23 protein-coding genes and 1 pseudogene are annotated in these 22,594 nt (G+C 71.1%); 16 read left to right on the plus strand and 8 right to left on the minus strand.

The window, feature by feature from the left end; translation table 11 throughout:
* Positions 1 to 39: 39 nt before the first annotated feature.
* Complete coding sequence (locus ACZ68L_RS20235) at positions 40 to 708, plus strand: class I SAM-dependent DNA methyltransferase (RefSeq protein WP_469578775.1); 669 nt, start codon at positions 40 to 42, stop codon at positions 706 to 708.
* 24 nt (positions 709 to 732) lie between these two features.
* On the opposite strand, the gene ACZ68L_RS20240 is transcribed toward ACZ68L_RS20235, so the two are convergent.
* Positions 733 to 1,737, minus strand: coding sequence for a hypothetical protein (locus ACZ68L_RS20240; RefSeq protein WP_469578777.1), 1,005 nt, complete (start codon positions 1,735 to 1,737; stop codon positions 733 to 735).
* 522 nt (positions 1,738 to 2,259) lie between these two features.
* Here ACZ68L_RS20240 and ACZ68L_RS20245 point away from each other — a divergent pair.
* The 5 genes from ACZ68L_RS20245 to ACZ68L_RS20265 all read left to right on the plus strand — a co-directional run bounded on the left by ACZ68L_RS20245 (position 2,260) and on the right by ACZ68L_RS20265 (position 8,158).
* The gene (locus ACZ68L_RS20245; RefSeq protein ID WP_469578779.1) at positions 2,260 to 4,467 is read left to right on the plus strand and encodes an MMPL family transporter; all 2,208 of its coding nucleotides are present in this window, start codon (positions 2,260 to 2,262) and stop codon (positions 4,465 to 4,467) included.
* Between the two features lie 162 nt (positions 4,468 to 4,629).
* Positions 4,630 to 5,892 (plus strand): sensor histidine kinase, encoded by a 1,263-nt coding sequence (locus ACZ68L_RS20250; protein ID WP_469578780.1) that lies wholly within the window; start codon positions 4,630 to 4,632, stop codon positions 5,890 to 5,892.
* Positions 5,889 to 6,575 carry a response regulator transcription factor gene (locus ACZ68L_RS20255; RefSeq protein ID WP_469578782.1) on the plus strand — a complete coding sequence of 229 codons (687 nt, stop codon included), beginning with the start codon at positions 5,889 to 5,891 and terminating at the stop codon, positions 6,573 to 6,575. Before ACZ68L_RS20250 ends, ACZ68L_RS20255 begins: the two co-directional genes overlap by 4 nt.
* Positions 6,576 to 6,786: 211 nt before the next feature.
* Positions 6,787 to 7,533, plus strand: a complete 747-nt coding sequence (locus ACZ68L_RS20260; RefSeq protein ID WP_469578784.1) for a DUF4118 domain-containing protein — start codon at positions 6,787 to 6,789, stop codon at positions 7,531 to 7,533.
* Positions 7,534 to 7,714: 181 nt separating this feature from the next.
* Positions 7,715 to 8,158 carry a nuclear transport factor 2 family protein gene (locus ACZ68L_RS20265; RefSeq protein ID WP_469578786.1) on the plus strand — a complete coding sequence of 148 codons (444 nt, stop codon included), beginning with the start codon at positions 7,715 to 7,717 and terminating at the stop codon, positions 8,156 to 8,158.
* Between the two features lie 31 nt (positions 8,159 to 8,189).
* On the opposite strand, the gene ACZ68L_RS20270 is transcribed toward ACZ68L_RS20265, so the two are convergent.
* Both ACZ68L_RS20270 and ACZ68L_RS20275 read right to left on the minus strand, forming a co-directional pair.
* Positions 8,190 to 9,064 (minus strand): IS5 family transposase gene (locus tag ACZ68L_RS20270; protein WP_469578788.1). Its coding sequence is split into 2 segments (ribosomal slippage): positions 8,190 to 8,671 and positions 8,671 to 9,064, totalling 876 coding nucleotides; the frame shifts between segments, so codons are not numbered across the junction.
* Between the two features lie 57 nt (positions 9,065 to 9,121).
* Entirely contained in the window at positions 9,122 to 10,057 is a 936-nt protein-coding gene (locus tag ACZ68L_RS20275) for an ion transporter (RefSeq protein WP_469578790.1), read from the minus strand.
* Between the two features lie 442 nt (positions 10,058 to 10,499).
* Between ACZ68L_RS20275 and ACZ68L_RS20280 the strand changes: the two genes are divergently transcribed.
* Positions 10,500 to 11,297 carry a VOC family protein gene (locus ACZ68L_RS20280; RefSeq protein ID WP_469578792.1) on the plus strand — a complete coding sequence of 266 codons (798 nt, stop codon included), beginning with the start codon at positions 10,500 to 10,502 and terminating at the stop codon, positions 11,295 to 11,297.
* A 113-nt stretch (positions 11,298 to 11,410) separates the two neighbouring features.
* Here the strand turns inward: ACZ68L_RS20280 and ACZ68L_RS20285 are convergent, their stop codons facing one another.
* Entirely contained in the window at positions 11,411 to 12,301 is an 891-nt protein-coding gene (locus tag ACZ68L_RS20285) for an HAD-IIA family hydrolase (protein WP_469578794.1), read from the minus strand.
* A gap of 116 nt (positions 12,302 to 12,417) precedes the next feature.
* Between ACZ68L_RS20285 and ACZ68L_RS20290 the strand changes: the two are divergent.
* Positions 12,418 to 13,044 (plus strand): annotated as a pseudogene (locus tag ACZ68L_RS20290) (phosphoribosyltransferase); the annotation flags it as partial.
* Positions 13,045 to 13,275: 231 nt separating this feature from the next.
* On the opposite strand, the gene ACZ68L_RS20295 reads toward ACZ68L_RS20290, so the two are convergent.
* From ACZ68L_RS20295 to ACZ68L_RS20310, 4 genes are all read right to left on the minus strand, one after another.
* Complete coding sequence (locus ACZ68L_RS20295) at positions 13,276 to 14,781, minus strand: alpha/beta hydrolase (RefSeq protein ID WP_469578796.1); 1,506 nt, start codon at positions 14,779 to 14,781, stop codon at positions 13,276 to 13,278.
* A 155-nt stretch (positions 14,782 to 14,936) separates the two neighbouring features.
* Complete coding sequence (locus tag ACZ68L_RS20300; RefSeq protein ID WP_469578798.1) at positions 14,937 to 15,149, minus strand: DUF397 domain-containing protein; 213 nt, start codon at positions 15,147 to 15,149, stop codon at positions 14,937 to 14,939.
* Between the two features lie 161 nt (positions 15,150 to 15,310).
* Entirely contained in the window at positions 15,311 to 15,526 is a 216-nt protein-coding gene (locus ACZ68L_RS20305) for a DUF397 domain-containing protein (RefSeq protein WP_469578800.1), read from the minus strand.
* Complete coding sequence (locus ACZ68L_RS20310) at positions 15,523 to 16,359, minus strand: helix-turn-helix domain-containing protein (RefSeq protein WP_469578802.1); 837 nt, start codon at positions 16,357 to 16,359, stop codon at positions 15,523 to 15,525. The genes ACZ68L_RS20305 and ACZ68L_RS20310 overlap by 4 nt, the downstream gene beginning before the upstream one ends.
* A 107-nt stretch (positions 16,360 to 16,466) precedes the next feature.
* On the opposite strand from ACZ68L_RS20310, the gene ACZ68L_RS20315 reads away from it, so the two are divergent.
* The 8 genes from ACZ68L_RS20315 (at position 16,467) to ACZ68L_RS20350 (ending at position 22,572) form a co-directional block, all read left to right on the plus strand.
* Complete coding sequence (locus tag ACZ68L_RS20315) at positions 16,467 to 16,640, plus strand: hypothetical protein (RefSeq protein WP_469578804.1); 174 nt, start codon at positions 16,467 to 16,469, stop codon at positions 16,638 to 16,640.
* The gene (locus ACZ68L_RS20320; RefSeq protein WP_469578805.1) at positions 16,637 to 16,828 is read left to right on the plus strand and encodes a hypothetical protein; all 192 of its coding nucleotides are present in this window, start codon (positions 16,637 to 16,639) and stop codon (positions 16,826 to 16,828) included. Before ACZ68L_RS20315 ends, ACZ68L_RS20320 begins: the two co-directional genes overlap by 4 nt.
* Before the next feature lie 535 nt (positions 16,829 to 17,363).
* Complete coding sequence (locus ACZ68L_RS20325) at positions 17,364 to 18,128, plus strand: SDR family oxidoreductase (protein ID WP_469578806.1); 765 nt, start codon at positions 17,364 to 17,366, stop codon at positions 18,126 to 18,128.
* A 368-nt stretch (positions 18,129 to 18,496) separates the two neighbouring features.
* The gene (locus tag ACZ68L_RS20330; RefSeq protein WP_469578808.1) at positions 18,497 to 18,964 is read left to right on the plus strand and encodes a hypothetical protein; all 468 of its coding nucleotides are present in this window, start codon (positions 18,497 to 18,499) and stop codon (positions 18,962 to 18,964) included.
* Positions 18,965 to 18,970: 6 nt separating this feature from the next.
* Entirely contained in the window at positions 18,971 to 19,597 is a 627-nt protein-coding gene (locus tag ACZ68L_RS20335) for a toxin (protein ID WP_469578810.1), read from the plus strand.
* Positions 19,598 to 19,637: 40 nt separating this feature from the next.
* Complete coding sequence (locus tag ACZ68L_RS20340; RefSeq protein ID WP_469578811.1) at positions 19,638 to 20,966, plus strand: MAB_1171c family putative transporter; 1,329 nt, start codon at positions 19,638 to 19,640, stop codon at positions 20,964 to 20,966.
* Positions 20,963 to 21,595, plus strand: a complete 633-nt coding sequence (locus tag ACZ68L_RS20345; protein WP_469578813.1) for a hypothetical protein — start codon at positions 20,963 to 20,965, stop codon at positions 21,593 to 21,595. The genes ACZ68L_RS20340 and ACZ68L_RS20345 overlap by 4 nt, the downstream gene beginning before the upstream one ends.
* 128 nt (positions 21,596 to 21,723) lie before the next feature.
* Entirely contained in the window at positions 21,724 to 22,572 is an 849-nt protein-coding gene (locus ACZ68L_RS20350; protein ID WP_469578815.1) for a GNAT family N-acetyltransferase, read from the plus strand.
* The last annotated feature ends 22 nt before the right edge of the window (positions 22,573 to 22,594 follow it).

The following is a 22,594-nucleotide window of genomic DNA, read 5'->3' on the forward strand; positions in this document are numbered from 1 at the left end:
ACCCGCCGGTAGGCCGTCGCACACTCCTATCCTTGGCCGATGCGCGCCCACCCAATCGGCCGCCCAGCCGATCTCGACGTGGTCCGTGAGTCCTATGACCGCGTGGCCGACAACTACGCCCACATGGTGCTGACGACGGGAATCGGCGACATCCGTCGCCATCCATGGCTCAAGGCATCGATCGACGCCTTCGCCGACACCGTGAGCGAGCTCGGGCCCGTCCTCGGTGTCGGCTGCGGACCCGGAACGGTGACCGCCTACCTCGCCGAACGCGGACTCGACGTGTCCGGGGTCGATCTCTCCCCTCGCATGATCGAGAACGCGCGCCGTCTTCATCCGCAATGCCGCTTCGGCGTCGCCTCTGCCACCGACCTCGACCTCGGTGAAGCGTCCCTCGGCGGCGTGCTCGGGTGGTGGTCGCTGTTCAACCTCCCCCGTGACGTCCTTCCTCAGGTCCTCGCCATGTTCGCGCGCGCCCTGAAGCCGGGCGGACACTTCATCACCGCAACACACGTCGGCGACGAAGACGCGGCGCGCACCGAGGCCTACGGAGGTGTACCCGTTCGTTGGACGACACACAAATGGCGGCCGGAACAACTCGTGGACCTGATCGAGCAGGCCGGACTGCACCCGGTCGCCGAACTTCGGCTCCCTGCGGATGAGCACACCGGGCCGGGTCTGGTCGTCATGGCCAAGCAGCCCGGCTGAAAGCCCGACCGGATCCGGGCGGGGTCAGGCCTCACCGGTCAGGGGCGCCGACGTGCCGTTGATTCTTGCGATGCGTTCGCGCCAGGGGAGGCGTTCTGGTTCCGGGCCGACGGCGGCGGTGCGGCATGAGGGGCATTCCGCTTCGCCGAACAGGGGGCGGAAGACATGGGTTTCGCCCGGCCCTTGGCATTCGACCAGTTCGGGGAGGGGTGGGCGTTCGCGCGGCTGGTGCCGGATCAGGGGTTCGGGAAGTTTCTGGATCAGGCGGTAGCGCAGGAAGCCCACTGCCGAACGCACGCCGTTCTCGGGGCGTTCGGCGAGCAGGGCGTGGCGGAGGTCGGATTCGCTCAGGCCGCGCTCCAGCCACTTGACGGCCTCCACGGCCAGCGCGCGGGCTTCCCGTACACCCAGGTGGAGTTCGCGGCGAACGTGGCGAAGGGAGAGCAGGACCCCTTCGGCGCGGGCGAGTTGGGCGGGGTCCGCCGTCGAGGCCGATGGCGTCGGTTCCGGTTCCGGTTCGGGTCCGGGCGCCGGTGCGGGTCCGGGCGCCGGGGCCGGTTCCGCCGTCGGCTCGGGTTCGGAGGGTGGGTGGGGAGTGGTCTTATCACTGTGGTCTTCTACCGGTTGATAGCCACCGGCCGTCCGGGCAGCCGGGTGACCGACCGTCGGAAAGTGCGCAGTCGGTCGCGGCGGTGCGGGCGGGGCCCCGCGCAGATGTCCCGCCTGCTCACTCGTCAGGGGGTTGTTCGCGACCAGTTGCTCGGTGAGCCAGCGGCCTCCGCCGCCCTGGCTCCGCCACTCGTGTACGTATCCGTGCTCGACGAGCTGGCCCTTCGCCTTCTGGTACGCGCGGCCCTTGATGCCCAGCCTGCGGGCCAGTTCGCTCAACGGCTTGGACGTGGCGTCGTCCGGAAGTCCCTGGACGTGCAGGAGCAGGATCTTCGCGTCACTGCTCAGACGCGGATGGCGGACGACATCGTGCGATGCCTTCGTATAGCGCGCGGACGGCGCGATAACATGACGCAACATTTCCGGTGGCTCTCTTCCACTGGCGGTGTAGGCCCTCGGAATGGTGTTTGCCGCACCCCCGGGGGCCGCCCTGTGTGCACACAGGCGCACAGAGCGTGATGATTTTGTCACCGTACCGCACCTTCTCCATCTCCCGCCACGCGAACGGGACTTCGCGCGATCACGCCCTCGCATCGGCGTGACCATGGCAAACGCGCGTCAGGCACTCGTACGCTCCGGGGCGATCGCGCCCGCGCTTACCGCCGCCGCCGGGGGCCGAGTCCGGCGGAGAGTGATGGGCCCAGGGGATGATCCGATGCGCCCGCGCCGTCCTGTTCACGAGGTACGGCGCACCCGCCGCGTACGGCAACGGCAGTACGTACGACTCCATGCAGGCGGACGACGACGATGACGCCCCTGTTCACGAAGGATTGAGGCATTCCTCCGGCCCCGCCGTGCCCCGGCGCGGCCCAGGCACGGCCGGAGCGCGGCACTCGCGCCGCCGACCCGTTGCCCGACCCAGACAGACTGGAGCGCCTCTTCGTGGCTACCTTCCTCTACCGGCTGGGCCGCTTCTCCTTCCGGAGACGCCGGCTCGTCGCCCTGCTCTGGGTGGTGGTCCTGGCCGCCTGCGCGTTCGCCGCGGCCAAGGCGCCGACCGCCCCCGAGGACGGGTTCTCGATGCCCGGCACGGAGTCGCAGAAGGCGTTCGACCTGCTGGACCAGCGCTTCCCCGGCGGCAATTCCAAGGCCGCCGACGCCCGTATCGTCTTCGTCGCGCCCAAGGGCCAGAAGGTCACCGCGGGCCCGAACAAGGCCGCCGTCGAGAAGATCGTCGCGGACGTGGCAGGCGGCCCGCAGGTCAAGGGCGCCCTCAACCCGTTCGAGATGGCCGGGGCCGTCAGCAAGGACGGCACGACCGCGTACTCCACCGTCTCGTACGACGTTCAGAGCACCGACCTCACCGACGCCACCACCAAGGCGCTGGAGGACGCCGCCGAGAACGGGCGGGCCGCGGGCCTGACCGTGGAGCTCGGCGGTTCGGCCCTGGTGCCGAAGGGGGAAGCCGGCGGCACGACCGAACTCATCGGTGTCGCCGCCGCCGCGGTCGTCCTGCTCATCACCTTCGGATCGCTCGCCGCGGCGGGCCTCCCGCTGCTCACCGCGATCGTCGGCATCGGCGTGGGCGTGGCCTCGATCGTCGCCATCGGGATGTCCACGACCACGACCACGCTCGCCCTGATGCTGGGGCTCGCGGTCGGCATCGACTACGCCCTGTTCATCGTCTCGCGCTACCGGACGGAACGCGCGGAGGGCCACAGCGCGGAGGAGGCCGCGGCACGGGCCGTGGGAACGGCGGGTTCCGCCGTCGTCTTCGCCGGTCTCACCGTCGTCATCGCCCTGGCGGGCCTGTCCGTGGTCGGCATTCCCGTCCTGACCAGGATGGGCCTCGCCGCGGCCGGCACCGTCGTGATCGCCGTCCTCGTCGCGATGACCCTGCTGCCCGCACTGCTCGGCTTCTTCCAGAAGGCCGTCCTGCCGCGCACCCAGCGCAAGGCACGGGGCGGGCAGCGCGCCAAGGACGAGCAGCCCAACATGGGCGCCCGCTGGGCCCGCTTCGTGATCCGTCGGCCGCTCGCGGTCCTGGTGCTCAGCATCCTCGGCCTCGGCCTGATCTCCGTACCGGCGCTCGATCTCCAGCTCGGCATGCCGGGCGACGAGTCGAAGTCCACCTCGACCACCCAGCGCCGCGCCTACGACGCCCTGGCCCACGGCTTCGGCCCCGGCTTCAACGGGCCGCTCACCGTGGTCGTCGACGCCAAGGGCTCGGACGACCCGAAGGCCGCGGCGGCGCAGGCCGCCAAGCAGCTCACCGCCACCGACGGCATCGTCGCCGCGACGCCCCCCGCCTTCAACAAGGCCGGTGACACCGCAGTGCTCACCGCCGTGCCCGCCACCGGACCGAGCTCCGCGGACACCACGGACCTCGTCCACACCATCCGCGACGAGGCCCGCGGTCTGGAGTCCGAAACCGGGGCGACGATGCTCGTCACCGGCACGACCGCGGTGAACATCGACGTGTCGCAGAAGGTCACCGACGCGCTGGTCCCCTACCTCGCGCTCGTCGTCGGGCTGGCCTTCCTGCTCCTGATGGTCGTCTTCCGCTCGCTGCTGGTCCCGCTCAAGGCGGCCCTCGGCTTCCTGCTGTCCGTGACGGCGGCCTTCGGCACGATCGTCGCGGTCTTCCAGTGGGGCTGGCTCGCCGACGCCCTCGGCGTCGAGCAGACCGGACCCGTGATGAGCATGATGCCGATCTTCCTGATCGGGGTGGTCTTCGGTCTGGCGATGGACTACGAGGTCTTCCTCGTGACCCGGATGCGGGAGGCGTACGTCCACGGGGAGCGGCCCGGCGAGGCGATCGTCACCGGGTTCCGGCACAGCGCCCGGGTCGTCGGAGCCGCGGCCGTCATCATGATCGCGGTGTTCGCCGGGTTCATCGGGATGAGCGAGTCGATGATCAAGATGATGGGCGTCGGTCTCGCCTCGGCCGTCTTCTTCGACGCGTTCGTCGTCCGGATGACGGTCGTCCCGGCGGTGCTCGCCCTGCTCGGCGACCGGGCGTGGTGGCTGCCCCGACGGCTGGGGAAGGTCCTGCCCCAGGTGGACGTCGAGGGCGAGAAGCTGACCCGCGGCGGGCCCGCGGCGCCCGCGCCGGCGGCGGAGCCCGACCCCGATCCCGTGCGCGTATGAGTCGCGGTGAAGTGACGTTGCGCGTAGGAGTCGCCGTGAGTGACGTTGCGCGTATGAGCCGCCGTGAGTGACGTGAGGCGGCCGGATGCCCGTCCGTCGAGCGCATGACGGACGGGCCTCCGGCCGCCCTGCGCGGGCGGACGGCCGGGTCGACGACCATGGATGGCCGGACAGACCCTGCGCAAGAGGAAGAGAGACTGCGTGTTCACCGACTGGTGGCAGTGGGCCCGACGCCACCCCCGGGCCGTCGACGTGGCGGTGGCCGTGGTGCTGTGGGCCTTCGTGGTCTTCGCCAGCACCGTGACCGATGCCCGGATCGTCCGCGTCCCGACGCTCGACTTCTCCCTGGCCGCCGTAGTGCCGTCCGCCGTTCTGCTGCTGGGGCAGCGCAGATTCCCGCGCACGGTGGTGGCGGTGACGACGTTGTGCGGTGGCGTCCTGGGCGTCATGGGCAACCGCATCGGCTTCGACCCCAACCCGAGCATCGCGGGCGCCGCCCTGGTCGCCCTCTACCTCCTGGCCCTGCGTACGGACCTCCGCACGACCGTGGTGTCCACGACCGGAGCGACCGTCGCCATTGCGTCCATGTCCATCGCATGGGGCGATGGCGCGTTGCTGCGTCCCGACCAGATCGGTGTCCTCTCCTGCGTCCTGCTGGCGGGCGCCGTCGGTGAGTCGGTACGGACCCGGCGCGACCATGTCGCCGCCGTGGAGGCGCGGGCCGAGCTGGCGGAACGTACCCGCGAGGAGGAGGCGCGCCGCCGGGTGAGCGAGGAGCGGACCCGGATCGCCCGCGAGCTCCACGACATCGTCGCGCATCACATCGCCCTCGCCCACGCACAGGCGGCCACCGCCGCGTACCTGCTGCGCAGCCGTCCCGAGCAGGCGCAGGACATGATGGACCAGCTCGCCGGAACCACCTCCTCCGCACTGCGCGAACTCAAGGCGACCGTGGGGCTGCTCCGCCGCGAGGGCGACCCGGAGACGCCTCTGGAACCCTCCCCCGGGCTGGCCCAGCTCCCGGAGCTGATCGCCTCGTTCGAGCGGACGGGCCTCGTCGTCTCGGTGTCGGTGGAGGGTGACAAGCGGGCGCTGTCGTCGGGCACGGACCTGACCGCGTACCGGATCGTGCAGGAAGCGCTGACCAACGTCACCAAGCACGCGGGCTCCGCGACGGCCTCGGTCCGGCTCCGCTACACGCGCCGTCTGCTCACCCTCACCGTCACCGACGACGGACACGAGCCGCGGACGCCGGGCGCGCCCGGGTACGGCCTCATCGGCATGCGGGAGCGGGCCCTGTCCGTCGGTGGCCGGCTGGCCGCCGGGCACCGGGCGAGCGGCGGTTTCGAAGTGACCACGGAACTTCCCCTGGAAACGGCGGAACCCGAACCCCACCAGGACGACGACGAGAGGACGGCGCGGTGACCATCCGGGTACTGCTGGCCGATGACCAGGCGTTGCTGGCCGGAACCTTCCGGCTGCTGATCGACTCGAACGACGACATGGAGGTCGTCGGCGTCGCGGCGGACGGCCGGGAGGCGGTGGAGCGGGCCCGTGCCACCGCGCCGGACGTGGTCGTGATGGACATCCGCATGCCGGGCCTCGACGGGCTGGCGGCGACCGAGGAGATCTGCCGCGACGAGGCGCTGCGGGAGACCCGCATCCTCATCCTCACCACGTTCGAGATCGACGAGTACGTGGCGCGGGCCCTGCGCGCGGGAGCCAGCGGCTTCCTCGGCAAGGACGTCGGCCCCGGGGAACTCCTGGACGCGATCCGCACGGTGGCCTCGGGCGACACGCTCCTGTCGCCCACCGCGACCCGGGCCCTCATCACCCGCTATCTCGCCCGCCCGGAGGGCGGCATCGCCGCGCCCGGGGCCCTGGATGTCCTGACCGCCCGCGAGCGCGAGGTCATGGCGCAGGCCGCCGAGGGGCTGTCGAACGACGAGATCGCCGAGCGGATGCACGTCAGCCCGCTGACCGTACGCACCCATGTCGGGCGGGCGATGAGCAAGCTGGGAGCCCGGCACCGGGCCCAACTGGTCGCCATGGCCTACCAGTCGGGCCTGGTCCGGGTGGACCCGCCGCAGCCGGGCGACGGGCGCTGAGGGGGCGGCGCGGGGTGTCGAAGGGCATGGCCGCGACGGCCTGCCCCGCCTTCCGTGAAGCGCGCGTCCACGCAGGTCCGGCCCACGCGCCAGAAACGCGTCAAGGCATCCGGCCCAGGGGTCCGGGCGGGGTGGTGACGGAGGCATGCTGGAGTGGCCGGCCGGACCGGCCGGTGTTCCGGAGCACCTCTGGACCACAGCGAGGTGGATCATGGGATTCCCGCTTCGTGACCGCGCCGCACTGGCCGCAGCCCTGGTCGGCCCCCTGCTCGCCGCGCTGGTGCTGACGCCCCTCCGTACGAGCCTGTCGGGCACCAATCTGGCCCTGATCCTGGTCGTCGTGGTGGTGGCCGTCTCGGCCATCGGGAACCGCTGGGCCGGGGCCGTCGCGGCGCTGTCGTCCGCCGCGTGGTTCGACTTCTTCCTCACCCCGCCGTACCAGCGGTTCAGCATCGCGGGCACGAACAACGTGGAGACGGCACTCCTGCTCCTGGCCGTCGGTCTCGTGGTGTCGCAGCTGGCCGCACGCGCCCGCCGTCTGCGGGTGATCACCGTGACCGACGCCGACCATCTCGCCCGGATCCACGACACCGCCCTGCTCGTCCAGTCCGCCGCCTCTCCCGACCTGGTGGTCGAGCGGGTCCGGCAGCAGCTCGTGGACATACTGCGGCTGCGGGAATGCCGTTTCGAGTACGGAAGCCTGCTGGGGCGACCGCCCCGGCTGGAGCAGGACGGAACTGTCGTCGTGGGGCACCGGCACCTCGACATCGACCGCGACGGCTGGCCGGAGGGCGAGATCGAGCTCCGCGCCTCGGCGGGCGGCCACTACTCCGGCCGGTTCATGCTCCGGCCCACCCCCGGAACCGTCCCGTCGTTGCAAGCACGTCTCGTGGCGGTGACCCTCGCCGATCACGCCGGTGCCGCGCTCGACACCGCCGGTCCGGTCCTGGACCGCTGACGGCCCGGCCGCCGTACGGGCGGATGTCCGCCCTGGATGTCCGCCCTGGGGCGTGTATCGAAAGTTGATCTTAGCGATGCGCTGGCCCTACTTCAGAGGTAATCGTCTCGGCCCGCCTGTCCTGGCAGGATTGGTGATCTCTCCGCGTCGGAGGACGCGGACCAGGAGGGAGAGGTCAGTCATGTCCATAGCCGCGCCTAGCAACACGCGTACTGTGATTGAGGAGTTGCTGCGCAGAATCGGCGAGGGCGACCCCGAACGCATCGCCGAACTGTATGCCGAGCAGGGCGATTGGAAGCTCGACTGGCCGGAGACCGAGCACGGCCGTACCGCCACGCCGTGGATTCGTCACCGGTCCACCCAGGCCGACGCGGCCGCCCACTATCGCGAGCTTGCCGAGCACCACATACCGGAGCACGTGGCGACTGAGGTCGAGCGCATCCTCATCGACGGAAACGACGCGGTTGTGCTCGGCGAGATCCGCCAGACCGCCCGGCCCACCGGACGTGCGTATCGCGCGCGGTTCGCTCTGCATCTCACCGTCGAAGGCGGCCTTGTCACCCGGCACCATGTCTACGAGGACAGCCTCGCCGTCGCCCAGGCATTCGACGCGGAGAATCGGTGAAGGGCCACCAGGTCAATTGCGAAGATGCGGCTCACAGCCACTCATTGACAGCCGTTACGAGGGCAGTCGCCTCGTAACGGACGGCGAGCTTCTCGTAGCGGGTGGCTACCGCCCGGTGCGTCTTGAGGCGATTGATGCCGCACTCCACCGCACGGCGCCCCCGGTAGTCGATCTTGTCGAACTTCGGCGGACGGTCGCCGCGGGCGCCGAGCTTCTTGCAGTTGCGAACCTGGTCGGCCTTGTCCGGGATGGTGCAGCGGATCCCGCGTTTACGCAGGTAAGCGCGGTTCTTGCGGGACGCGTACGCCTTGTCGGCACGCACGCGATCGGGGCGGGTGCGTGGCCTGCCGGGCCCCAGACGATGCACCTGGATCTTCTTCAGCACGGGCTCGAACTGCGGGGAGTCCCCCCTCTGCCCGGCTGTGATCACGATCGACATCGGCTTCTGGCCTTGCTCGACGGCCAGGTGCAGCTTGGTGGTCGGACCGCCGCGCGAGCGTCCGAGCCCGTGGTCGGCCGGCTCGGTGTCGACGCCGCCAGGCGGTTCGACCTGCAGGCCCCCTTTTTCCGCGCTCCGGCGGCGTGCTGGTGGGCCCGGCAGACGGTGGAGTCGACGTTGATGTCCCAGGTGATCAGATGCTTCGCATCAGCCTGGGCCTGCAGTTCGGCGAAGATGTGCTTCCAGGTGCCGCCTCGCTGCCAGCGGCGGAACAGGTCGTACACCCGACCCCAGGGCCCGCATCGTTCCGGCACATCCCGCCATGGCGTACCGGTCCGTGTCTGCCACCGTATGCCGTCGATCAGCTGCCGCCTGGTCCATATCGGCGGACGGCCCGGCTTCCTGCCCGTCGGCAACAACGGCTCCAGCCTGGCCCACTGCACATCCGTCAGATCTCCACGTGCCACAAAGCGAGATCACCCCATCTCAAGATCCACTTTCGATACATGCCCTGGATGTCCGCCCTACGGGACGGGCTCCCCGGCCCCCACGAGTTCTCCCTCGGCCACGCCCCGGCAGCCGCACGGTTGCCGGGGCGGCGCGAGATTGGCCTCGATGCCGTCCAAAGCCCGGCGGGCGGCATCGAGCTGCGCCCGCAGGGACTCGGTGTCGTCGTCGACGCGCAACGACCGTCCGGAAAGCACCTCGCTCTCCTCCAGCTCCCGCTCCTTCTCCAACTCCCGGGCCTCTTCCAGGGAGTTGATGACGACACCGATGAGGAGGTTGACGAGCAGGAAGGAACCGAGCAGCACGAACGAGGCGAAGTAGACGATCGTCCAGCGCGAGATCTCCAGCGCGGCGCGGACCGCGTCCCCGAGGCCGTCGAGGGTGATGAGGAGGAAGAGCGTGAGCGCCGCGCGGCCGAGCGAGCCGAAGTGCTCGGGGTTGTCGTGCGCGAAGAAGACCCAGCCGACCATGGCGTAGACATAGAGCAGGAGCGCGCCGACGAGCAGAAAGCTCAGCGTGCCGGGCAGGCTCTTGCCGACCGCCACGATCACGATGCGCAGCTGGGGCAGGAACCGCGCCGCACGCAGCACCCGGGCCAGCCGCAGCAGTCGCAGCACCGTGGCGTTCTCGCGGGCGAACGGCAGGAAGGCCAGGGCGACGACGAGCACGTCGAAGACGTTCCAGGGGTCACGGAAGAAGTCCCCGGGACGGTCGGCGTGGGCTGCGGCCCGCAGCAGGATCTCGACGGTGAACGCGGCGAGAAAGACATGTTCCGTCGCCTTGAGCGCGCCGTGCCACTCCTGCACGACGCCGCTGTACGTCTCGATCCCCAGCAGGGCGGCATTGGCCACGATCACGCAGAACACGGTGCCGGCGAAGGCCGAGGAGTTCACGACACGGCGGCTGCGTACGGCGACTGCACGCCGTAACTCCGCGGCGACCTGTTCGGACATGGTGTGATTCGTTTCCTCGAAGACTTCGTTGCGCCGCAGGCCGGCTCCCGCTCACCAACAGGAGTGGATCTTAAGGCCTCGGGAAGAGGCCGTCGGAGGACGTCGCCCCTGGGCAGCACCCGGACGGGCGGCGCAGGGTGTGCGCAAGGGCGAACGGTGTGCGGGCACGGTTCGGCGGCCCCGCTCCCGGCGCGCGTGCGGGCGGTCGGCCGGCCCGGCCCGGCCCGGCCAAGAGCTGTCCCGTAAACCCTGGTGGATCAGCGCGCGGTGTCGGATGCGGTGGCATCGCAAGGCGGAGGGACGTCCGCATACTGGATGTATGCGGACATTTCGACAACGCGGTGAGGTGCCGTAGCTGTCGTCGTGCGCCCGCCAGGGGTTAAGGGACAGCCCTTGGCGTGAAAACACCGGGCAACCCGCCGAGCACGAAGGAGTCGACGTCATGGCTGTACAACCGGAAGGCACGCCGTGCTGGGCCGACGCGATGTTCCCCGACCTCGACGGCGCGAAGCGCTTCTACGGTGATGTGCTGGGCTGGACGTTCGGCGAGTCCTCGTCCGAGTTCGGCGACTACACGCAGGCGTACGCCGACGGCAGGGCGGTCGCCGCCGTCGTGCCGCCGATGCCCGGCCAGGAGGGCCCGTCGGCCTGGTGCCTGTACCTCGCCTCGCCGGACGCCGCCGCCACCGCGGCGAAGATCCGCGAGAACGGCGGCGAGACGCTGATGGACCCCATGCAGGTCGGCGAGTTCGGCACGATGCTGCTGGCCCGCGACCCGAGCGGGGTCGTCTTCGGCGTGTGGCAGGCAGGCACGCACGAGGGCTTCGAGGCCCAGGGCGTGCCCGGTGCGTTCTGCTGGGCCGAGGTGTTCACCCGGGAGCCGGAGAAGTCCGACGCCTTCTTCCCCGCCGTCTTCCCGTACAGCATGGTGAAGATCGCGGACGAGCACGTCGACTTCAGGATGTTCAACCTGGGCGACAAGACGGTCATGGGGCGGATGAGCATGGGCGACGAATTCCCGCCCGAGGTGCCGCCGCACATGAACGTGTACTTCACCGTCCCGGACTGCGACGCCGCCGTGGCGAGGGCGACCGAGCGCGGCGCGGTCCTGCGGTTCGGCCCGATGACCATCCCGTTCGGCCGCTTCGCCGCGCTGACGGACCCGCAGGGCGCGGCGTTCTCCGTGATCGACGTCGACACGACCGAGGGCGAGATGCCCACGACCTCACCGGTGTCCTGACCTGACGGGATCGTCGGGAGCGTGGTCGGGGCCGGGCCTCCTCGCGGTGCGGGCCGGTGCCGTCGCCCCGCTGTTCCCACGGTCCCGCCCGTTACCGCGGTTCCGCCGCGTCCTCACGGTCCCGACGTACCCAGGCGTTCCAGCAGGGCCGGGAGGTCGGCGAAGGAGTCGATCACATGGTCCGGGGTGCCGTCGGCCGCCCGGTGCGTCTCGGGGAGGTACTTGCCGGTCCTGACGAGCACGCCGGTGAGCCCGGCGCGCTGGGCGGCCAGCACATCGGACTCGATGTCGTCGCCCACCATCAGGGCGCCGGACGCGGGTACACCGAGGTGCGCGAGGGCCGCGGCGAAGAACGACCCGGCGGGCTTTCCGGTGATCTCCGCCTCGACGCGGGCGGCCCGCTCCAGCCCCAGGAGAAACGCCCCGGTGTCGAGGTCGAGCCCGGCGGCCGTGCGCCAGTACATGTTCCGGTGCATGGCGACGAGCCGGGCGCCCCGCCGCACATGGCGGAAGGCGCGGTTGAGCGCCGCGTAGCTGAAGGCGTCCCCGGCCCCGCCGAGGATCACCACGTCCGGGGCCCCGCCACCGGCGGCGTCCTGCCCGTCCGCGTCCCCGTCCATGTCCCCGCCCGCGGCCATGTCCTCGTCCTCGTCCTCGTCCTCGTCCTCGTCCTCGTCCTCGTCCACGAGTGTCACGCCCGTCAGATCGTCCCGGATGTCACCGGTGTTGATCAGCAGGCAGCGGGCGCCCGGGTGGTGCTCCCGCAGATGGGCGGCGGTGACGGCGGGGGCGGTGAGGATGTCGTCGGCGCCGACGGGGAAGCCCACCGCGGCCAGCCGTTCGGCGATCGCGGCGCGGGTGCGGGAGGTGGTGTTGGTGACCAGCGCCAGCGGGAGGCCCGCTCCGCGCAGTCGCTCCATGGCCGCCACGGTGCCGGGCAGGGGCTTCCAGGACACCGTGAGCACACCGTCGATGTCGATCAGTACCGCTCCGATTCCTTCCATACGATCGACCCTGCCCGACTTGCGCGGCCACCGCACATGGGGTTGTTTCGAAGTAGGGAGCAGGTGGGGCTCGCACCCATGCGGCCCCGTCCCCCCGGTTTGGGGGTGAAACCGTCGTGCTGTTCGCCGACCGCGTGGACGCGGGACAGCAACTGGCCGAGGCGCTGCGGCATCTGGAGCGGGAGAACCCCGTCGTGCTGGGCCTGCCCCGCGGCGGAGTCCCGGTGGCGTTCCAGGTGGCACAGATGCTCGGCGCCCGACTCGATGTGATCGTGGTCCGCAAGCTCGGCGTGCCGCACCACGAGGAAGTGGCGTTCGGCGCCATCGGCGAGGGCGGGATACGGGTCATCAACGAGGACGTCGTGAGTCATCTCCGGCTCGGGAAGCAGGACCTCGCGGCGATCGAGCGGGTCGAGGCGGCGGAGCTCGTACGACGGGCGCAGACGTACCGCGCGGGCCGGCCGCGTACGCCGCTCGAAGGCCGGACGGTGATCGTCGTGGACGACGGCGTCGCGACCGGTGCGACGGCGGCGGCGGCCTGCCAGGTCGTACGGGCCCAGCATCCGGCCCGCCTGCTGGCGGCCGTACCGGTGGCGCCGCCCGACGCGGTCGCCCGGCTGCGGGAGACCGCCGACGAGGTGGTGTGTCTGTCGACGCCGCGCCTGTTCTTCGCCGTCGGCGAGTGGTACCGCGACTTCTCGCAGACCTCCGACGAGGAGGTCGTCTCCCTGCTGGCGCAGGCCGAGCACAGCGGACATGTGACGCCGGGCAGCGACTGAGCGGCCGACGCCCGGCGCCGCTCCCGCTCGACGCCGGCGCCATGCTCTGGGACCGCCGGACCGCCCCCGGACCGCCTCGAACCGCCCCGGAAATGGGCGTCGGAAATGGGCACCGGGCCGGGGCCGCACCGCCCGCTCGGACCGCTCACCGCGCCGCCCCGGCCCACTCTGCCCCTTGAGCCCGCTCCTCCCCGCTCAGTCCGCGCAGTACGCGTCCCGCTGCGGCCGGGTCCCGGTGTTCAGGAACGCGCTGACCGCGCGGTCGCCGCAGGCGTTCCCGTGGCCCAGGTACATGCCGTGCCCGCCGTGGTCGACGGCCACCAGACGGGCCCGGTCGCCGAAGGCCGCGCGCATCTTCAGGGCGCCGGAGTACGGGGTCGCCGGGTCGCGCAGGCCCTGGATCATCAGGACGTTGGACGGTCCCTGGTCCGTGATCCTGGTCGGCTGCTCGGCGGGGGCGTCCTTCCAGAAGGTGCACGGGGTGATGTTCACCGTCATCCCCGCGGTCAGCGGGTGCTTCACGCGGTCGGCGGCGACGGCCCGCGCGTACGAGGAGACCGTGCCCTGCCAGCGCACGTCGTTGCAGATCACGCCGACCGTGACCGCCGCCTCCGCGTCCGGTATCGGCCCGCTCAGCGCGTCGGGCAGGACCGGCTTCACCGAGGTGTCCCCGGCCGCCCGGACGAGCCCCGCCAGCCCGGCGAAGGCGTCGTCCTCGTACAGGGCCAGCTGGACCGCCTGGCGCAGCCGGTTGCCGGTCAGCGGGACGCCCGGCGTGGTGGACTCCCTCGGTTCACGGTCCAGCCGCGCCGCCAGGTCCAGCACCAGCGACTGCACGTCCTCGGCCCGCTGCGCGAGTCGCAGCCCCTCCGCGTCCCTGGCCGGGTCCGAGGCCCAGCGCGCGAAGTCGGGGAAGCGGTCGGCCGCCCCCACCGCCATGTTCGCCAGCCAGCCCTTGGCCACCCGCGACGGGTCCGGGTCGCCGCTGCTGTCCAGCACCCAACGGTCGGTGTGCTGCGGGTACTTCTGCGCGTACACGGCGCCCACATAGGTGCCGTACGAGCTCCCCCAGGCCGACAGCTTCTCCTCGCCGAGCGCCTGCCGGAACCGGTCGATGTCCCGTACCTCGTTGGCCGTGGTGAGGCTCCGCAGCAGCGCTCCCCCGTTGCGGGCACACGCCTCGGCGGTACGACGGGAACGTGTCACGTTCTCGGTGATCGAGCCGTCGGCGGCGGGCCAGGACCGCAGGTTCACCAGCTCCCGGTCCTCCGGGGCGAGCCCGCAGCTCGCCTTCGGGCTGCCGCCGACCCCGCGCGGGTCGAGGCTCACGATGTCGTACCGCCCCTCCGTCTCCCGCTGCAACCGCTCCCCCTTCTGCGTCACCCGCCGCACCCCGGAGGAGCCCGGACCGCCCGGGATCACCATCAGCGTCCCGCGCCGGGCGGCAAGGCGGTCGCTGCGGACCCGGGTCACCGCGAGGGAGATCTGCGGGCCGTCCGGGTCGCGGTAGTCGAGCGGTACGGGAAGTTCGGCGCACTCCTGCCCGGCGGGGCCGCCGTCCTGGGCACAGGACCGCCACGAGAGCACGGGTGCGGGGTTGGCCGACGCGACGGCCTGCGGGGTCGCGGCCCCGGTGAGCGCGGTGGCGACGGCGGTGACGGACAGGGCGACGAAGGCGGCAGATTTTCCGTAAGTCCTCATGCCACCAGCCTTGTTGAGCGTGCGCCCGCAACCCATCCGGGAGGCACGACGGAATGCGGTGGGGTTAGCCCCCGGCCGCGCGACGCAGACAGCGAGAAGCCCCACCACGCTTTGCGGGATGGGGACTTCGCGATCGCATGTGCCGGTTGGAGCGGTCAGACGGCGTCGAACTCTCCGGCCTTGACGCCCGCCACGAAAGAGGCGAACGAGGCTGCGGGTACGTTCAGAACCCCGCCTCCGGGGTTCTTGGAGTCGCGGACGGGGACCACGCCGCGCGGGGCGACGAGATTGGCGGCAACCTCGATGCAGTTGCCGCCGTTGGAGCTGTACGAAGACTTGAACCAGCGGGGGGACTCGGTCGTGGTCATCGCGGGTCTCCCTTGTGAGTTCGTCACGCGTGCCAGGTGCCCTCCGGGCTGCCTTGGCAAACCGAAGGCAGCCCCCTGCGGCCGGAACTCGACCGCCCCGCCATGCGCTGCACGGTGGCGGGGCGGGACGGTCACAGATCACGCGCGTGGGGACCGGTGGCTCAGACGGCGCCGAACTCCCCGCCCTTGACGCCCGCCACGAAAGAGGCGAACGAGGCCGCAGGAACGTTCAGAACCGGGCCGCCGGGGTTCTTGGAGTCGCGGACGGGGACCACGCCGCGCGGGGCGACGAGGTTGGCGGCGACCTCCACGCAGTCGCCGCCGTTGTTGCTGTACGAAGACTTGAACCAGCGGGGGGACTCGGTCGTGGTTGTCACGGGGTGCCCTTTCGTACCTCATTGATCATGGCCACCGATGCCGCCTGGGACAGCGCTTCGGCCTGTAGTTGATGGTAGGCCGCCAGCAGGGGGAGCACAGAGGTCGTATCGCGTTCCAGATGTCCCCGCATCTGGGATTCCGCGTACGCGATCACGGACAGGTCCGACAGCGTCAGCAGGTTCATCGGAAGGTCGAACGTGCGACGCTCCCCCATCTCGTACGGAGCGATCTGGAGCACGGTGTTCGGCAGCTCGGCGAACTCCAGGAGCCGGTCGAGCTGGGCATTCATGACCTCGTCCCCACCGACCCGCCTGCGGATGCAGCTCTCGTCCATCACCACCATCATCGTGGGAGGGCGCGGACGCACCAGTGCGGCCTGCCGTTCCGCCAGGAACGAGACTCGCTCGGCCGCCTGCTCCGGGACGATCGCCCCTCGCCGCAACGCGCTGTCCGCCAGCACCCGCGCGTACTCCGGCGTCTGCAACAGACCGGGAATGATCCCGACGTTGTAGAGCCGGATCTCCACCGCACGCCCCTCGTGCCCCACGTACTGCGGGAACCCCTCCAGCAGCGAGCCGTGCCGGATCTCGCGGTACTGGCGTTCGAACGTGTCTGCTGTTTCCCCGGTGCCGAAAACCTGATCCGCGTTGCGCGAGAACCGAAGAGTCGGCATCTTGCGACCAGTTTCGACGGCGGATACATGCGTGCCGGAGTAGCCCAGCCGCTCGGCTAACTCCTCCTGCTTCCATCCCCGCTCCTCCCGCAAGCTGCGGATGTGTGCGCCAAAGGCGGCCTCCGGGCTGCTCTCGGGGTCCAGATCCTTGCGGTTCAACGGCTGTCACCTGACTTTTCGCTCGCACCCAACAAGTTGAAGCACTCCCGACCCTAGGCCAATCTGAGCTCCCTTAGTAGTGGAATGACTACAGAGAGGAGTTATCCGTGCTCGCCGAGAACAGGCGTGAAACAGAAGGCTGTTGTCCCGAGTGCCAGAAGCTCCGGCTGGCCGAGGCCCTCGCCAATGATCAGCACGACTACAGCGGGGCGACCGACTGCCGGGTGCTGCTCCAGCGCCACCGGGGCACAGCGGACTGCACGGAAGGGGGATCGGCATGAGGGAGCAAGAGGACCCGCCCGAGCCGGAGTTGCCCGAGTTCAACCCGCTGCGCTGGCCCCCGTGCGAGTGCGCGCGGTGCCGCTCCGGCGGGGACGACGAAACTGCGGACTCCACGTCGATACGGCAGCTCCGGGCCAAGGTCACCGAGGAGAACGGGCTGCGCAACTCGCTCCGGCGGACGCGGTGAGGCCCCCGGTGCGTATCGGCTCGCGCCGACAGAAGACCGCCGAGACGACAATCCGGGTGGAATCGGCGGCCTACCGGGACAGCCGAAGGTCCCAGCCCGCCGGACGTCGCGGCGAACGACGGATCGACGCCGCGCGCCTCCATCACCCGGGGCCCCCACAGCACACCCACCGCCGGCATCGAGCCGAACGAGACCTCGGCGACGTCGGCGGGGACGGTCGGCGCCCCCTGCCACCGCGATGCGAGGCGATGGCAGAGGAACGCCGTTGGGGAGGGGCCGTCGCCGGACGTCGGGCGATTCAACCCGGTCCACGCCGGCAGCGGTCCGTCAGCCGTCGACCCTAGGCACCCCGTCCGCCCCGTGGTGCACACCACGCCAACGGCCCGCCCCGCACCACTCCAACAGCAGGCGCCGGGCGTGCGCGGGCCCGGTCGTCACGCGTCGGGGGCGTTCGTCGCAAGGGCTCCCCCGCAGGCGCGCTCCGTACAATCCGCGTACGGCGTGACAGGCATGACCCGAGCGAGAGGTTCCTCCAGTGGCAGTCGACAGCACCACTCCGTCGTCGCGGCCCGTCACCGTCGTCACCGGTGGCAGTCGCGGCATCGGTGCGGCTACCTGTGTCCGTCTCGCGTCCGAGGGGCATGACCTCGCCCTGGGCTTCGTGAGCGACGCCGAGGCCGCCGAGCGGACCGCGGCGGCGGTGCGGGCCGCGGGGGCGCGCTGTGTCACGGTACGGGTGGACACGTCCGTGGAGGCCGACGTGGAACGGCTCTTCGACACCGCCGCCGCGCAGCTCGGCCCCGTCACCGGGCTGGTCAACAACGCGGGAGTGACGGGACCTCTGGGGCGGCTCGTCGACACCTCCGCCCACACGCTGCGTCAGGTCCTCGACGTGAATGTCCTCGGCTATCTGCTGTGCTGCCGCCGGGCCGCGAAGGACATGGCGGCCAGCGGTTCCGGAGCGATCGTCAATGTCTCCTCGGCCGCCGCGACCCTCGGCAGCCCCGGGGACTTCGTCCACTACGCCGCCACGAAGGGGGCGACGGACACCCTGACGATCGGGCTGTCCAAGGAGCTGGGAGCCGACGGCATCCGGGTCAACGCGGTCGCCCCGGGAATGATCGACACCGACATGCACGCCACGGCGGGCGACCCCGGCCGCGCGCACGCGGCCGCGGCCGGCATCCCGCTCGGCCGCCCGGGGGCCGCCCCGGAGATCGCGGCCGCCATCGCGTGGCTGCTCTCCGCCGAGGCGTCCTATGTGACCGGAGCGGTGCTCCGGGTCGCGGGCGGACGGTAGCGGGGGGGGCCACGGGGCACCGTCGGGGCGACGCGGCGCGCCCACTGACCCATCGGTCAGTTGATGACGGCCTGACCAGCAGTCATAATGCACGTGTAGCCCTTCACGCATCCCCCGTCGTGAAGGGCTACACCACTATGCGAAGCATGCCCCTTTTACTCATGGCGACTTCACGGGCAGGGGACTCCCCTCGTGGTTCCCTGCCCGTGTTTTTTCGAGTTAACAGTGACGTAGAGTGTTTGCGCAAGCCCGCTCCCGTATCGCCTCCCGCGTCGAGGACACCCCGTCAGGATTCGTTACAGTACGAGCCCGTTGACCGAATCGGAGACCGTGCGGCGCCGGTCGAACGGGGCGGAGTGGGGGGCCGGATGGACAGCGGCAAGGAACGCGTGCCGGAGCTGCGGACGTTGCAGCAGAAGGTCGAGTACATGGTGGAGAAGACGTTCCCCGGCCAGAAGGTCTCGGGACGGGTCTTCGCCGATCTGGTCAAGGAACGCGGCGGCTCCCTCTCGCACAGTTACTTCTCCAACATTCTCGCCGGAAAGGTCACTCAGCCCTCCGAGGACATCCTCAAGGCGCTCGGTCTGGGCTTCGGCGTGGACTGGCGGTTCTTCAAGGAGGAGTCCGAGGTCTTCGACGACGTCATCGCCGGACTCCAGTTCCTCGCGATGCGGCGTACGGGGGAGATCAGCGGACTGGCCGGGCGCGGCCTCGACGAGGACGGACTCCCGCCGGAGCTGCTGCAGTTCGCGCTCTCCCTGCTGGAGGGCGCCAAGAGCCGGCGCGGCACCGTCGGCGGCGACGGCGAGGCCCCCCTCGGCGAGCAGGAGAAGTAGGTCCTCATGTCGCTGCGCCAACTACGCAAGGAGTGCGAGGCCGGGCTGGCCGACCTGCCCATCCCCGCCCCCTTCTCCATCGACGCACTGGTGGCGAACATGGAGGCCGCCCGCGGCCGCACCATCGTGCTGCACGAGATGCCCGACCGGCTGGCCCGCGTCAACGCCGCCTGCGGTCTGCGGCTGAAGACCGGCGGGACCAGCTTCGTGCTCTACCGGCGCCGCCCGACCGCGTACCAGACCCAGCACGTCATCCTGCACGAACTGTGCCACGAGTGGTTCGACCACGGCACCTCCCTCGATCCGGAACAGCTCCGGCGGCTGCTGCCGGTCTTCGACACCTCGCTGATCACCCGGGTCCTCGGAACCGAACCCCCGCCGCGGCCCGCCGAAGCCGCCGGCGCCCCAAAGCCGGTGGCCGCCACGATCGCCGACGCGCTCCGCTCGGGCGACGGCACCGTGCAGGCCCGCGCGCAGTACGACACCCACGACGAACGCATGGCCGAGTTCGGCGCCTCGCTCATTCCCCGCATGGCCAGGGACGTGACGAGCGACGACATGGTGGGGCGCCTGGCGAACTCCCTCTCCCGGCCCGTCGCCAGCCGCCGCCGCGGTCTGTTCCGCCGCACCTGACACCGAACGGTCCCCACTCCCCACTCCCGAGGATTCCGCCGTGACCCCGCTCGACCTCGCCGGCTATCTCGTGGCGGCCCTGATGACGGCCGTCGCCCTCTGGCGCATGCCGGCCGCCCTGTGGGGCGACGAAGAAGACAAGCGCCGCCGGGCCCTGTGGGGCTGCTACGCGGGATTCGCCGCCGCCCTGTGGACCAAGACCCGGGCCGTGCGCATCGCCCTCAACGACAGCGCCGTCACCGACCTCGCCGTCCTCATCAAGCACTACACGGCGACGATCGCGATCCTGGCGATCCTCAGCTACATCGTCGCGATCTACGGCCAGTACCCCGCCGCCGGAACCGTTCCGCGCCACGTGCGCTTCGCCCGCGCCACCCAGCAGGTGGCGGCCAAGGCGTCGATCGCCACGCTGATCCTGCTGACCGTGCTGTTCTTCACCGTCGTCGACCGCTCCGTGCCCTCGGACCGCTTCGTCGCCGACCACGCGGGGCAGTGGGGCGCCACCCTGTACATGAGCGTGTTCTACCTCTACCTGGGCGCCGCGTCCGCCGTCTGCGCCTACCAGTGGGCGCTGGCCACCGCCGGTGCCGGGCCGCGCCAGCTGCGCGTGGGCCTCGGGATGATGACCTTCGCCATGTTCATCGGGGTCGGATACACCGTCAGCCGGACCCTGTTCCTGTGGGTCAGCGTCGTCGACACCCCGAGCGAGGACTTCGCGCTGAAGTTCGACGAGATCACCGAGGCCGCGCAGGTGGTGCTGTTCGCCTTCTTCGCGGTGGGTGCCTCCATCCCCGCCCTCAGCAAGGGGCGGCGGCGCGCGAAACTGTGGCGCGCCCAGGCCGGACTGCACGGCCTCTGGTCCGAGTTGATGACGGCCTTCCCCGAGCAGCCCTTCGACCCGCCGGCCTCGCTGGCCCGCGAACTGACCCGCTTCGACACCCCCGCGGACCTGCGCATCGACCGCTGGGCCGCCGATATCGCGGACGCCGTCGAGAAGCTGCGCCACTACGTCCCCGACACCCTGCTCCCGGCCGCCAGGGCCGCCGCCGCGGACGGCACCTCCGACGGCGGCCCGGACGGCGGGAAGACCGGGCCGCTCGCCGAGGCCTACTGGATCAAGGCGGCGCTGCGGGCCAGGAACACCGGAGCGCCCGCCTCGGGCGCCGCGACGGTCGAGACCCAGCACGCCACCGACCAGGACGGCGAGGTGGCCTGGCTGGTCCGGGTGGCCACCGCGTACCGGACGGTCACGGCGGACCGGGCGGAGCAGGTGCTGGCCCGCGCCGTTTCCGCCGCGTCCGCGGAGTCCCCGGCAGCCACCGCACCCACCGGGCCGGCCCGCACCCCGTCCCTGGAGGAGACAGCATGACGTCCCCCGACACCACCGGAACGACCGGCCCCACCGATGCGACCGACGCCGCCGCGTCGCCGCGCACCGGCGCCGCGCGCGCCGTCACCGATGTCTTCCAGCCCCGCAACCTCCTGCTGATCGGCATGCTCGGCATCGGCCTGGCCGCCGCCGGTCACTGGACCGGACTCCTCTGGGGCCTCCTCGGCGCCCTGTGCGCCGGGATCGTTCCCGCCGGGTACATCGAATGGGAGCGGGGGCGCGGCACCTGGGGCGACCGCCATGTCGTCGACCGCACCAAACGCGCCCCGATCTTCCTCGTCATCCTGGGCTCCATAGGCGCCGGTTCGCTGGTGATGGTCCTGGGCCACGCCCCCACCGGCATCCTCGTGGCGATGCTCGCCCTCTGGGCGATGACGGTGATCCTGCTGGCCGTCAACACCGTCTGGAAGATCTCGGTGGACGCCGCCGTCGCCTCGGCCGTCGTCGCGCTGCCCGCCGTGGTCCACTCGCCGTGGTGGCTGCTCGCGTACGCGATGACCGTCGCCGTGTGCTGGTCGCGTGTCGCGCTCGGGTACCACTCGGTGGCGCAGACGGTCGCCGGGGCGTTCCTGGGGGCCGCGACGGCGGGCACGTTCCTGTTCGTCTGAGCACCGTGACGGGCGTGCGCCCGTACTCCGGCCGTTCGACGGCAGATCGACGACACCACCTGTCCACGGACCGGGTGATGGCGCGAAGACCACCGTTGAACCGATCGCCCCCGGGGTACAGGTGCCCCGTGCCGAACTTCGAGATCACCACCGCAAGCGCCGACGACCTCACGATGCTGGCCGAATGGGCCCACGAGGAGAGCTGGAATCCCGGGCTGACCGACCGTCACGCCTTCTTCGCCGCCGACCCGCGCGGCTTCCTGATCGGCCGGCTCGACGGCGCTCCGGTCTCCTGCGTCTCCGTGGTCCGCTACGGCCGCGACTTCGGGTTCCTGGGTTTCTACCTCACCCGCCCCGAACTGCGCGGCCGGGGCTACGGCAGCCGGCTGTGGCGGGCCGGCACGGCACGGCTGGACGGGCGCAATGTCGGGCTGGACGGCGTCGTGGCCCAGCAGCCCAACTACCGTAAATCCGGCTTCCGTTCGGTCTGGACGAACATGCGTTACGAGGGCCGGCCGGCCGCCGGCCCGACTGCCCCGCCCGGCACCACGCTGGTCGACGCCCGCTCCGTCCCGTTCGACCGGCTGGCCGCCTATGACCGCCGCTTCTTCCCCGCCGACCGCGACAGCTTCCTCGCCCCGTGGATCGCCGGTCCCACGCGCACCTCGCTCGCCGCCGTCCGCGACGGGGAGCTGCGAGGCCTCGCCGTGACGCGCCCCTGTCGTACGTCGTCCCGGATCGGCCCCGTGTACGCGGAATCGCCCGAGGTGGCCGGTGCCCTCATCAGCGCGCTCGCGGCCACCGACCCGGACACCCCGGTGGCGATCGACGTACCCGACGTCAATCCGGCGGCCGTGCGCCTCGCGGAACAGCTGGGACTCACCCCCTCGTTCGAGACGGCCCGGATGTACACGGGCCCGTCACCGGACGTCGACCACACCGGCCTGTTCGGCATCACCAGCCTGGAGCTGGGCTGACCGGATCCGCGTACGAGCCGAG

It is taken from the genome of Streptomyces sp. NPDC104309, assembly GCF_055584025.1.